Origin of the sequence: Methanosarcina thermophila TM-1, from assembly GCF_000969885.1 — an archaeon.
GTDB lineage: Archaea > Halobacteriota > Methanosarcinia > Methanosarcinales > Methanosarcinaceae > Methanosarcina > Methanosarcina thermophila.
This window is the reverse complement of the sequence record NZ_CP009501.1, coordinates 813,428-825,579: the sequence shown is the minus strand read 5'-3', so window position 1 is coordinate 825,579 and position 12,152 is coordinate 813,428. Positions and strand designations below refer to the sequence as shown.

9 protein-coding genes are annotated in these 12,152 nt (G+C 40.5%); 2 read left to right on the top strand and 7 right to left on the bottom strand.

Annotated features, from left to right (window positions below):
* Positions 1-46: 46 nt before the first annotated feature.
* The gene (locus MSTHT_RS03490; protein WP_048166583.1) at positions 47-823 is read right to left on the bottom strand and encodes a GTPase; all 777 of its coding nucleotides are present in this window, start codon (positions 821-823) and stop codon (positions 47-49) included.
* A 305-nt stretch (positions 824-1,128) separates the two neighbouring features.
* Between MSTHT_RS03490 and MSTHT_RS03485 the strand changes: the two genes are divergently transcribed.
* Complete coding sequence (locus tag MSTHT_RS03485) at positions 1,129-2,628, top strand: tetratricopeptide repeat protein (RefSeq protein WP_082086743.1); 1,500 nt, start codon at positions 1,129-1,131, stop codon at positions 2,626-2,628.
* Between the two features lie 115 nt (positions 2,629-2,743).
* Here the strand turns inward: MSTHT_RS03485 and MSTHT_RS03480 are convergent, their stop codons facing one another.
* From MSTHT_RS03480 to MSTHT_RS03465, 4 genes are all read right to left on the bottom strand, one after another.
* Positions 2,744-3,754 carry a hypothetical protein gene (locus tag MSTHT_RS03480; protein ID WP_048166582.1) on the bottom strand — a complete coding sequence of 337 codons (1,011 nt, stop codon included), beginning with the start codon at positions 3,752-3,754 and terminating at the stop codon, positions 2,744-2,746.
* A 125-nt stretch (positions 3,755-3,879) separates the two neighbouring features.
* Positions 3,880-4,470 (bottom strand): M23 family metallopeptidase, encoded by a 591-nt coding sequence (locus MSTHT_RS03475; protein WP_048166581.1) that lies wholly within the window; start codon positions 4,468-4,470, stop codon positions 3,880-3,882.
* A 139-nt stretch (positions 4,471-4,609) separates the two neighbouring features.
* On the bottom strand, positions 4,610-6,094 hold the full coding sequence (tes, locus tag MSTHT_RS03470) for a tetraether lipid synthase Tes (protein ID WP_048166580.1): 1,485 nt from the start codon (positions 6,092-6,094) through the stop codon (positions 4,610-4,612).
* Between the two features lie 747 nt (positions 6,095-6,841).
* Entirely contained in the window at positions 6,842-7,135 is a 294-nt protein-coding gene (locus MSTHT_RS03465) for a hypothetical protein (RefSeq protein ID WP_226999538.1), read from the bottom strand.
* Positions 7,136-7,341: 206 nt separating this feature from the next.
* On the opposite strand from MSTHT_RS03465, the gene MSTHT_RS03460 reads away from it, so the two are divergent.
* On the top strand, positions 7,342-8,037 hold the full coding sequence (locus MSTHT_RS03460; protein ID WP_048166579.1) for a type 1 glutamine amidotransferase: 696 nt from the start codon (positions 7,342-7,344) through the stop codon (positions 8,035-8,037).
* Positions 8,038-8,041: 4 nt separating this feature from the next.
* On the opposite strand, the gene mprF is transcribed toward MSTHT_RS03460, so the two are convergent.
* A complete protein-coding gene (mprF, locus tag MSTHT_RS03455) occupies positions 8,042-10,678 on the bottom strand; it encodes a bifunctional lysylphosphatidylglycerol flippase/synthetase MprF (RefSeq protein WP_048166578.1) in 2,637 nt (878 codons plus the stop codon).
* Positions 10,679-11,078: 400 nt separating this feature from the next.
* Positions 11,079-12,131 (bottom strand): cytochrome c biogenesis protein CcdA, encoded by a 1,053-nt coding sequence (locus tag MSTHT_RS03450; RefSeq protein ID WP_048166577.1) that lies wholly within the window; start codon positions 12,129-12,131, stop codon positions 11,079-11,081.
* Positions 12,132-12,152 lie beyond the last annotated feature (21 nt).

The window sequence follows — 12,152 nt, the reverse complement described above, 5'->3', positions numbered from 1 at the left end:
GTGTGCATCTGTACCGAAGATTTACGGAACAACATCATGTGAGTTTTTATATAAGAAGCAGCCCGTTTTGCCAGTCATTGATTATTCTGGTAGCGGTTCTTGTCTCATCCACCTCCTCTTTTTTCTGCAGGAAATTACACTGTCTGCCTATCATCTCAAGCACATCGTAAGAACTTTCGTCTTCGATTGTAACGTTATAGAATGATTCAAGGGCTGCTTTATTTTCGGCAAGCATTTTTTCGATTATTTTCAAGGCGACTCCTATCTTGTCCTTGAGGTGGGTTGCATCCTTTATTCCTAGCAGCCCCTGAAGATATTCATCTTTCTCATCAAAGGGGATAACTCCAGGCGTATCTATAAACATAATGCGTGAGCCTGCATATACGTGCTGAACGCCTTTTGTGTGTCCCGATATAGGAGATGTACTTGCCCTGTGCCTGCCTGTAACGCTGTTGATTACGGAGGATTTGCCGACATTGGGATAGCCGATAGTGCCAACCAGAATATCTCGCCCTTTTATACCCGCTTTTATAGCGGCAGATGCGAGGATCTGGTGCCTGAGCATTGTTGTTCCTGACCTTTCCTTGCTGGAGACAAAAACTACAGGTGCAATTTTTGAAAGGCGGGCTTTTGTCTTCTCAAGTTTTTCCTTTGATACGAGATCAGATTTGTTGATTACTATTATGAGAGGTTTGTTTAAGCGAATAATATCGCGTTCTACTTCGCTGTTCCGGGTCTCGTCAGGAAACCTGGCGTCTATTATTTCAAGAAGGACATCAGCTTTTCTGATAACATCTTTTACAAGGGCTTTGTAGCTCGCCATATACTGTGGCTATGGCACAAGCTGATATATGAATATAGTGAGGTGAAGGTTTTAGTATACTCAATAAAGCAAAAAGTGAGAAATCATTCAACTCAAAGATTTTTGATTATATTGAAAGAAGTGTTTTAATCTGAGTTGCAAAGTGTTTCAACCGCCTAGATCCTATATAATTTAGTGATTTTGACAATATATATTGTTGGACAAACTTATTTTATATAGAAGCATTCTGTGATTTAGAGTGAAATATAGTATATCTTAAAATAAAGACTTTTATTATCTTATTTTTTATTCAGGAGGGGTAAACCATGACTAATTTCAGCAAAGATTCAGAAAAAGAGGAAATCTCAGGAAAAGAAGTAGTTTCAGGAAAAAGAAGAAATTCTGGAGAAAACAGCTCTATTGACATTTCAAATAAAAACCCGAGAGAAGAGTTGGGAATTGAAAAGAAAACGAAAAAACACCGAGATCTGCTTGAAAGGTACGAAAGCAGGCTGAAAGATCTGGATCCAGAGCTTATCACCCCTGAAGATGAAATCGCCTTAAAGGAAGCATTTATACATGCAAAGGAGGCTTTTGAACCGGAAGAACTGGTAAGCTGGTTCATAGTTAAAGCCGAGCCTTTCTACAGATCCGGATACTGGAAAATACTCCTTCCCCTTTATGAAGAACTGCTTGGCATTGTGGAAAAGGAGATTGGGGCTGAAAGTCCGGAGGCTGCATCTGTACTGAATGGGCTTGCAGGAATCTACCGTTATATAGAGAATTACGAAAAAGCCCTAGAGTTTTTTTTAATGGCTTTGAGAATCCGCGAAAACCTTGCCAATCAACCCAGACCTGAAACTGGGGATACACTAAGTGAGCTTGGTACTCTCTACTATCTGATGGAGAGGTATGAAGACGCCGCCTCATACTACACCCGCGCTCTGAAGATTCAGGAGAAATTCCTCAGCCTGCAGAACCTAGGCGCTGTTAGAACCCTGAACAGGATGGCTTTTTTTTATAAGGGAATGGAAAAGCCTGAGAAAGCTGAAGAGCACTTCAGGAAGGCTCTCAAACTTCTCGAAAAACTTCTTGAGCAGGAGCCTGAAAACCATGTGGTTATGAGGTATAAAGCCGGAACCTTGAATAACCTGGGCGTTTTGCTCGCGGAGATGGGCAAACTTGATGAAGCTGAGGATACTTACGGGCAGGCATTAAAGCTTCAGGAAAAGGTATATGGTGCTGAGCATCCGCAGGTTGCCCAGACTCTGAACAATCTTGCCCTGCTCTATTTCCAGACCACAAGGTATGAAAAAGCCATGATCCTTTATACAAGATCCCTGGAAATCATGGAAAATTTCGGAAAAACTGAACATACGGGCTTTGCTACGACCCTTAACAACCTCGCAGGCGTCTATATCCAGAAAGGCCGCTACGAAAAAGCGCTGGAGTTATACACGCAAGCTCTCGAAATCCGGGAGCGCATCCTGGGTCCTGACAGCCCTGACGTTGCGAAGACTTTAAACAACCTGGGCGAACTTTATAGGATTCTTGGTCAACACAAAAAAGCCCTTCCTCTTTATACTCGTGCCCTTCAGATTTATGAAAAAACTCTAGGTCCTACCCATCCCGATATTGGCACAACTCTTAACAACCTTGCAGGCTTGCATGAAAGCATGGGCGAATACGAAACTGCAATCAACCTGTATGAAAAATCCCTCGATATAATCGAAAAAAAATACGGTCCAGACCATCCCTATTACAAAATCACACGAAATAATTTACTTGGCTTGTACGAAAAAATAGAACGAAGCTGGCGGCGCTAAGAATTCAATCACTGCAAGTATAGCTTTACACCTGCCAGCTGCGCTTCTACATAATTGAGATTATATAGTCCAGTTGTTTAACAAAATATACAATCAGGCTATTTAAAATAAACTCTCAGAGCACATAAAACAGGTTCAATACTCCATGGCATGTGCAGGTAGTGGCAATGAAAAATGCCCTATCTTCTGGATTCTCGAGCCTTTCTCCACTCTTATTTTCTTTAAATGCTCTTACAAACTCAAAGATCTCCAGTAGATTCTGCTTGAATTCCTTTCCTTTAAGCCCTCCTGTACCTGGCTTCATCTGGTGGCTCTCAAAGACCCAGCCTGGCAGGCTCTGGCGAAGTTTCCCTGCATATTCCGTAATGGTCTCAGGTTTTATCCTCCCGAATGTGGGGCAGCGGTCTCTAGGACCCGGACAGCCGTCAGGACAGATTTCTCCTTCCCTGGCATAAGAGAAAAAGAGCATTCCATGTTCAGGGTAACGCCCTGCGATTACATCAGCAGGAAAGGAAGCTGCAAGCTTTTCGAAAAATGTCATGAGCCTTTTGTTTTCAGGTCCGATAATAAGCTCGGTTACAGGGCTGCTTCCTTTCTGGCTTTTATCTTCTATTTTTTCCAGGCTTTCGTTCTTTGCAGGTTCAAGAGGGAATTTTAGAAGCTCGGAAAGCATATATGCAACCGCATGACAGGGAACAGCAGGAATAATATATTCAGGAATACCATAGCTTAAAAGAAAAGGGATGTGCTTAAGATCCATTTTGCAAAAGTAGATCTCAGGTTTCCCATCTTCTTTTTCGTTCTCTCCTTCATCTTCCCTTTTGACTGCCCCTGCTACTCTGGGAGATTTAAGCACTTTATTCGGTGAAGGTTCAGAAGCCTTATTTTTCAGGAGATTTACCACCTCGGCTTCAGTTTTGATGTCTGCCTCATCTGAAGCAGGAGCATTTTCGTCCTTATCGATAACGAGAACGAAGGGGAACTTGTTTTTCCGGGCATAATGAAGGAAATCCGTGCCGATTTTTCCCCCTCCCAGAACCAGATAATAATTTTTGATTACCTGAGTTTTCTCAAGGCGATTTATTTTTTCATTGATTGCAGAGATCTCAAAATTTGGATTTTCCATAGAACACCAGCCAGATAGTAAGACGGCAGCAAGCTAAGGCTTTTTCCTGCACCCTTGTGTGAAGAAAAATTAGCTTCCTTTTATATAAGTGCACAGGTGAGATTGTCAGGTCTAATTTGTGGATGTCACGATAGTAGTTGTTCAAGGTAGCCTGTAGGATCAATCAAGTTTTCCGGCTTTTCTTCGCCAAACCAGTTTCCCCCAAGATAATTCCTGTGCGCAACAATGGGCTGCTTTTTCCAGAACTCAAAATGAAGCATGCTCGGATTCCTGTCTTTTAACTTCCGGATATAAAGCGGGCAGAAATCATCGATTTTGCTGGGGTTCAGCACCATGCCCACATGCCCTATCAATTGCCCAGGTTCGATTTCGTCTCCTTTTTTCACGGTAAAGCCTGCAAGCTCACCATATTTGCAGAACAGTTCCCTGCTATGTTCAATAATTACATAATAAGTCGGATTCCAGTAGGGCAGGATTTCAGGCGAGGTCATTATCCCTATCTCTGTGACAACTCCTCTTTCAATCGAGACGACCTCGGTTTTTTCAGGGGCATAAAGGTCAACTCCGCAATGGTATCTATCTCCCCTGTTTTCCCAGAAAGAACCGGCTTCACCTTTTTGCGGAACCTGAAACTTCTTAAAGCCTGTTTTTTTCTGATCTGCATTTTCAGAATCTGGATTTTCTAAAATTTTTGAATTTAGAGGCCACACTTTCATGAGATCTCAATATATGTGGGGGTAATTTTTTAAATAATTTATTTGATGTTCTGGTTTTATATTCTATTATTGGATTTTATTCCTGTTTTTATCTTATGTCATTACTGTTCTGCTAAGGTCAATATTTTGTCTTGCATTATTAACGTTCGGATTTATTTGTTTGCGTATAGGGCATTGAAAACTGTTGCTCAACCGATTCCCTGTAAAGTGTATTGTATGTGCAGAAAGGGATTATTCTGCCATCGGGTGTAGAATAATGAACTCCGCACTTTTTGATCCTCTCAAGATCTATGTTATACAGATCCTGAAAATGCATTACTCCGACGAATAGGGTATTCCTGTGGAAGCGTGCGGTATGTTCTTTGTCGCCGGCTTTAAGGACGTCAAGAATCATCCGGGTTACGTTTATTGATTTCGGTCCCCTGCTCTCGTCAATGTACCTTGGGATCTCCTTTATGACTTTTGCAAGGGTTCGGACCCGCCCTCCTTTCCCATTTATCTCAGGGATTACTTCGTTTATAAACTCAAGAAAACCATCAACATCAATAAAATCTGTAATCGGGATAAAATGACCCTCTTCAAAGAATAGATAGGTTGCAGCTCCGCAGTGCTGGTGGACTGTGAATTCAGGAATTGGGACTTTCCTCATAGCGGATAAAAACCGGCTTATAGGGACTACAGAAGATACAGGATACCAGGCGTTGCGGGAGATCTCTCCGTCGGTCTGTTCCTCCACAAGTCTCAGCACATCAGGTATGGTAATCCTTTTATCTTCTCGCTGAGATTGGTCCACCCTTCCTGTAAAAGCAATTGGCTGGAAATTTACTCCTTTTACAATGTCAAGATTTTCGGCTGCAAACCGGATGATTCCTCCAACTTGGAAATCGTTAACCTCTTTTGCAAGCGTCGGCACAAGCACAAGACTATCTGGTCCAAAATCCCTGCAGTTTTTGATAGCTTTTAACTTTAGGGGCAGGGCATTAAAACCCCGGGTTTTGATATAGGGATCTGGTGTGACTCCATCAAAAGAGAGGTAAATTGTATGAAGTCCGGCGTCTTTAAGTCTTTTGCAGTACTCTGGACTTTTTGCAAGCTTAACTCCGTTGCTTGCAATCTGGATTTGCAAAAAACCCAGTTCTTCTGCCAGTTCAATAATCTCAGGAAGGTCATCCCTTAATGTCGGCTCTCCGCCAGAAAACTGAACGGCATAGCATGGAACAGGTTTCTCGTTTCTGAGCGTTTCCATCATCTTTCTGATTTCCTCGAAACTAGGCTCATAAATGAGACCTGTCACTCTTGCGTTTGCAAAACAGACAGGGCATGCAAGGTTGCATCTGTTGGTGATGTCTATATTTGCAAGCAAAGTTCCTGTCTGGTGAGCAGGACAGATACCGCAATCAAATGGGCAATTTGTGGAATCAGAATCCTGGAGATGGGAAATCTCTGATCCGGTATGTGAATGAATTTCAAACTTCCTGTAAAGTTCAGCGTCTGACCAGTATATATCCCTGAAGTTCCCATGTTCAGGGCAGCCTTTTTCCATTATCAGTTTTCCATTTTCCTCAAAGATTGAAGCCGTAATTATCTTTTTGCATTCCGGACAAACCGATTTTGTTGATCTCATGCTTTTACCCTGCCTTTAACCAGTAAGTCTGATAGTTAGGCGTAAATTCTCGATTGCCGGATCAGGTTTTGAGAGCTTTTAATATGCTTTCCATAGCTTTAGCTGTGAGTTTTTTATTTTGTGAAAATTCTCTTATTAAAACTTTTTCAGGCATTCACTGACAAAAAGCTTGAAAAGATCATACTTTTCACTATTAACCTGAGTTCCCGTGCGCTGGTATACAGCTTCTCCCAAATTAGAGTTCAATCAAATGATACTCATGAATTATGACAGGAAACGCGGTGGAAAAATGCAGTACCTTAGCGCTTAATGCATCCCTCAACCATTGTTTCATAGGATTGTAGTTTTATATTCCCCGAATTAAATAAAGCTCTAATATTATTTAAATTAACTGAATAAGAGAGAAAAATAACGGAAAAAGTCAAAAATCTGTTTTAAGCCCTTTAAATGTTATTTAAGAATAGATTGGCTGCAGATCATTATATATTTCCATAATCTGTGGTACGGACGACTGCTGAAAGAAATTTGTTTCCACTCTGAGTTATCCCTGGAACTGCTAAATAAAAGCTAAAGAACAAAATAACTGTATCTTTGTATACCAGATGTATTATTAGAGACACTAAATGTTTATCAGGTATCTTTACATAAATCGGAGATCTCTACACAGGTGTAGAGATGATTCTTAAATCTGATTTAGGAAGGAATATCTTTTTGTCAGATTTTATGCATTGCATCCTTGTCGGGATTTCAGTAATATCTTTTGCATGGTTTTTCTTTTTTAGCTCTCTTAGATATCTCCTTTAAAGATATTACAAAAGTAGAGATGAATATTATACCAAGGATTATCCGGTTTACAGGGCTTGTTAAGTCTGAATAATTATTCACAAAAGGACTGGTAACAGAATAACCAACGTCGCTGGCTAAATAGGCGTTTTCAGGCTGCAATCCGTAATAAGCGGCTTCTATAAGTACTGTTATAAGTGTTATTAAACAGGCTATTATGAAACTGCGTATTAAAATATCAGAGTTCATTGTGATCATCTTTATAACTTCATCCTGAAATATAAGTTTATTTCAGCCAAATCCCTGTATTGAACATTTTTAATTTTAAAAAAGATTGGTAAAAATTAATGTCCTTTGATAAAGAAAAAGAGGGCAAAGCTTCTTCGATTGAACTGTCAGTAATATATGAAATTCTCAATGAATTAAGGGTAGTATTTAATCTTGAAATTACAAACTGATCTTGTATGAAAATCCACGTTCTCCAGCACTCTCCCATAAACACCCTGGGCACCATTGAAGAATATGCAAGAATCAAAGGACACAGGCTTGAGTCAACCCGTTTTTACGAGGCAAAAAGTCCCCCGGAACTTGATTCTTTTGATCTTCTTATCATCATGGGTGGTCCAATGGGAATCTACGATTATGAAGAAAATCCCTGGCTGAGGGATGAAAAAGCATTTATCAAGCAGGCAGTTGACACTGGAAAACCGATACTTGGAATCTGCCTTGGTGCGCAATTGCTTGCTGACATCCTCGGCGCCCGCGTTTATGAAAACCCGCATATGGAGATGGGATGGTTTCCTGTAAGGGCATCCGGCGGCAAAAATAAACCAGAATTTCTTGAGGGGCTGTCGGAAAGGATTACGGTTTTTCACTGGCACAGCAGGACTTTTGACCTGCCGGCAGGAGCTGTTCACCTTTTTGAAAGCGAGGGCTGCAAGAACCAGGGATTCATTTATAACGGAAGGGTTGTGGCGCTTCAGTTTCATCCCGAGGTGAATGAAGAAAGAATTCGGTCTTTGATTGAGCGATTTGGGGAAGGGCTGGCGGAGGGACCGTTTGTGCAGAAAAAGCAAGAAATGCTCGGGCAGCGAGAATATCTGGTTGGCACAAAGGAATTCATGTTTCTGATACTGGATAAGTTTGAATTAATGAATTGATGCATTATTCCAGCGTTTTTTCTGGAGTTTGATGCCCTCTATGGCTTATTGCTCGCTTATTTTCCTTTGTGAAAATCCCTTTTACTCCTCCTGAGATCAGGGCTGCTATATCTTTTAAAACCAGGCCCTGTTTGAATCCTTTCGGGAGTGCGATATATCTCGGGCTCCAGACAGGATTGAATTTCTCTTTAAACTCCCTTACTCCCCTATAGTTATAAAAGTGTTCTCCGTGGGAAAAAATTAAAGACCCTATTTTATGCCAGATAGGAGCAAATTGTCGATTCTCAAGCCCTGAGAGAGGAGCCATCCCGAGAGAAAAGTGTTTGTACCCCATTTCTTTTCCCCAGAGCATTAGCTTGATAAAAAGGTATTCCATTGTTCTGTACGGGGCATTGGGACCGTAGCGCATGAGGTCGACACTGATTTCTTCCTTTTCTGCTCCAGTCCATATGTTTGCAAAAGCAACTATCTCGGAGTCGTTTCTCACAAGGGCAATCGGGAAGTTGCTCAGATATTTTTCGTCAAAAAACCCAATTGAAAATCGCTTTTCTTTTCCTGCTTTCATTTGCAGCCAGGCATCTGAGATACGTCGGAGTTCGGGCATAAGGCGGAGAACCTCTTCTCCGGAGACAATTTCAAACCTGTATCCCTTTTTTTCCACATTTCGCACAGTATAGCGGAAATCTTTTCCTGCACTTCCTTCCAGGGTAAAGGTCTCAATGGGAACTTTTGCTTCCTCCCCGATTTTTATCAGGGTCATGCCGAGGTCAAGATACACAGGAATATACTTTTCACTTACCTCATAAAAAGCAGCCCTGCCCTGGTTCAGTCTACTCATCTCATAAAAGTCCCAAATCAGCTCTTTTGCCCGTTTGCTGGTTCCTACAATGTCTCCCATTGCAACCCAGGTCTTTCCGTAAATTCCATACATTAAAAATGCCTGCTTTTCATCGTCGAAAAGCAAGTATTTGTCTCCAGTAAGCGCCAGGTTTCCAGCAGTTTCCTTGCTCTGGTTAATAATTGTTTTTGCAAGTTTCATTTCTTCTTCCCCTGGCATATGAATATCCCTGGAAAAGGGGCTCAGCATTTTAGCTATCCCTAAAACCAGCAGCAGGAAGAAAGTTCCAACTGTTGCCCTTAAAAAGCTGGATGCCTGGGAATTAATTCCAAACTGCCACCAGAGCTCGTTTGAGTATTCCACATTCCGGTATGAGAAAAGTCCAAGCCAGACAAAGCTTACAAGCACCAGGATTATAGCAATTATGTTCTTGCTGCTAAATGACTGGTGCATAAGTGAGGACTTTCTGTAAAAGTATTTCCTGCAGGGGAGCAAAAAGAAAAACAGGGTAAAAAGAACAGACGCTTCATGATAATCAAAGTCTTTCAGGAGGGCAAAAATTCCGCCCATCAAAAGCACAGCAAGTGAGAGAATATAAGCTCCGTCAATTCTTTTCCAGAGACCGTTTGCCAGGAGAAGGAGCAATACACCCATAATGCTTCCGAAAAACCTGGAAAATTCTATCAGGGGAAAGGGAACTATGTAAGTGAGGTCATGCAGGTATCTGGGATTTGAAGGCAGAGCTCCGGAAAAGAGGAGAGAAACACCTCCAAGAAAGACAAGAATAGAAAAAATCTGAGGTACTACCTGTGACAGGCTGGAATAGGTAGCTTTTCCGATTTTTTTCAGGAATTCTTCTCTCTCTTCATATTCATACAATATAAGAGCTAGGAATCCAAACAGGAAAGGTACGAAGTAATAAATTGCCCTGAAGAGAAGAAGCGGTCTTATTATATCAACCGTGCCGAAATATGGTTCTAGCATAAACAGCATCAGAGTCTCAAAAACTCCGAGCCCTCCAGGGACAGTGCTTATCAGACCTATGATTTGAGCCAGTGCAAAAAATACAAGTACGTGAAGCATGGTAAGGTGTGGGCTTGAGGGCAAAAGGAAATAGATAATGCTTCCAGAAAGCAGATAATCTACTGAGGATAAAACAAGCTGGAAAAAAGCTATTTTTGGTTCGGGAACCCTTATCTGGTACTCCCCTATTCTGAAATTCCACTTCCTGAACGAGAAAAAGAAATAAACAGCAACGGACAGCAGAAGTAAAATTCCAATTAAGTTTAAAGAGACAGGATTCCTGAGTATATAATCCGGCAGATTCACAGGGTAGAATGTGAAGAGCAAGCCTCCGACAAAACAGAAGCCGAGCCAGAAGGTGAGAATACAGAAAACTATGATCTCACATATCTCGCGCAAACCCAGTCCATTTCTTGAATAAAATCTGTATCGCAAAGAACTTCCTGTCAGGATATTAAAGCCAATACTATAACTTATGGACATGCTGATAAATGAAGCCCGAGCTGTCTGTTTATAAGGCATAGGGTGGTTGATATGACGGACTGCCAGATAATCGTAGCCTGTTAAGGCAAGGTAACTCAAAAAAGTTAAAAAAAAGGCAAGCTCTATATGGCTCAGTGGAGTGATGGTAATATTTTTGATGATATACATTGAGTGTAAGTGACGCACCTGTCTATCCAGAGTCCACAAAGCCAGGGAAAATATAACCGCTGGCAAAAGAAAGCTCACAAGCTTCTCTATTTTAAGGGCTTTTTCCCGCATACTGCCGTTTTGTTTCATCAGAATCCGATATCCTCTTTTCTTATAGGATTAAAGTTTCAGGATTAAGATTTCTAATGTTGAACCTACTCTCTTAAAGTAAATATATTTTTCGTAAGTTATATGATACATCTGTTTGTTAAGAATAATGGCAACTTAATTAAGAATTTGTAAACCCGATCGTATTCATAGCATTTACTCTTATCTTTTCTTCTTCTGAGTAAAACGTTTTAAAATTCTAATAAAATTAAATTAAAAAAGGCATTCTTGAGACAGGTTTCTGAAGAATCATGAAACGAAGGAATTGATCAAGATAAGCTGCTTCTAATTGATCAAGATAAGCTGCTTCTTTTCCTGCAGGTAAATCCTAATATGTTATTGTAAAAGTAGAGTAAATTCATGAGTGTTTTTTAAAAATTAGTTAAAAAATCATCCATAGACCAATTAATACAAGTGCAATTCCACTAACTTTTTTTATGTACATCCTGTATGAACGAATTTGTTTAGATAGAGTATAGCCTCCTAACAAGCCAACTCCTATAAAAGGGGTCAATACTCCAGCGCTGAAAGCAAATAACATGGTCAGGTTGCTAACTGTTCCATTTGTTATGGTTTTGCTGATCAGTACAAGAAGCATCGGAGCAGTACAGGGAACTTTTACAAAAGAGAATAGTACTCCAAGGAAGAAAACTCCACTCAAAGTACCTACATATTTCCTAGCCGAGTTTTGAAAATAATTATCCATAACAACAGGTGAATTAAAAATCCCCAATAGGTTTAATCCAATGAGAATTATGATTATTCCTGCAACATAAGAAAAGCCTTCCAAACTGGGAATTGACTTTCTGAAAGAGAGCAAACACAGACCCAGAACTATGTAAGAAGTCACCAGTCCTAATCCAAATACTGTTGCACGCATCATGCTATTTTTTGTGCTATTGCTTGTTCCTGCAGTAAAGCTTAATAGAAACCCCAGTATGGCCATCAGACAGGGTGAAAAACCTGCAAAAAGACCGAGCGAATAAGCAACTGGTAAATTCAGATTCGTATTTATATATTCACTATCCCGTTTGTTTTCAGTTGCGTTCTCTGTCGTATGTTCAGTTTCTTCTCTACTTTTTGCAAGATACCCGTCGATTGTGGTTCTCAGTTTTTCTTCAGTAATTTCTCCATCGCCGAAAAGCTTTGTTTCATTGTTTATCACGATAGCTGGAATTCCTTCAAATCCATATTTATTCCACTGATATAAACCATCGGGGGTGCTGGTGTTTATATCAATTATAACAACATCATCATTTTCATATTGAGCTTTAATTTTATCAACAATAGGGTCGGTCATCTCGCAATAATGGCAGCCTTTTTGATGAAAATATTGTACTATAACTGGATTTGGGTCTGCAGAGACGACAGGAACAAGGAGAATTGACAGGTATATAAAAAATAGTACGATTATTATGTTAGAGCCTCTTTTCATGAAAACCCCATATTTCTCTTA